Source organism: Pseudoalteromonas sp. SIMBA_162, from assembly GCF_046535955.1.
GTDB lineage: Bacteria > Pseudomonadota > Gammaproteobacteria > Enterobacterales > Alteromonadaceae > Pseudoalteromonas > Pseudoalteromonas marina.
Map to the genome: position 1 here is coordinate 1 of NZ_JAWJBQ010000836.1, position 251 is coordinate 251.

Annotated in this window: 1 other RNA gene; it reads right to left on the reverse strand. The window is 56.2% G+C overall.

Annotation, left to right across the window (positions count from 1 at the left end):
- Nucleotides 1-130: non-coding RNA, 6S RNA (gene ssrS, locus R0J88_RS22030), on the reverse strand; the annotation flags it as partial.
- Nucleotides 131-251 lie beyond the last annotated feature (121 nt).

A 251-nucleotide genomic window follows, 5' to 3' on the forward strand; every position in this document is an offset into this window, starting at 1 on the left:
GTGGGTAGTCCCGCGCAGCGCATCAGGCGTTCCGACGCACGGACATGCACACAGCACTGCGCAGTGGACTCCCTGGGAATAGCTTATAAGCTCGAGGGACATCGGCAACTGTCGTACACCCCAGAGAACTCATTCAGTCTACCAAACCCCGCCTGCCTGCCCAAGGGCTAATCCTGTCGGGAACAATCTGTTGCCTGAATGTATCAGTTGTTTGATTCTGAAGCGTTTTTACGCTCAGCAGCGCGCGCCTT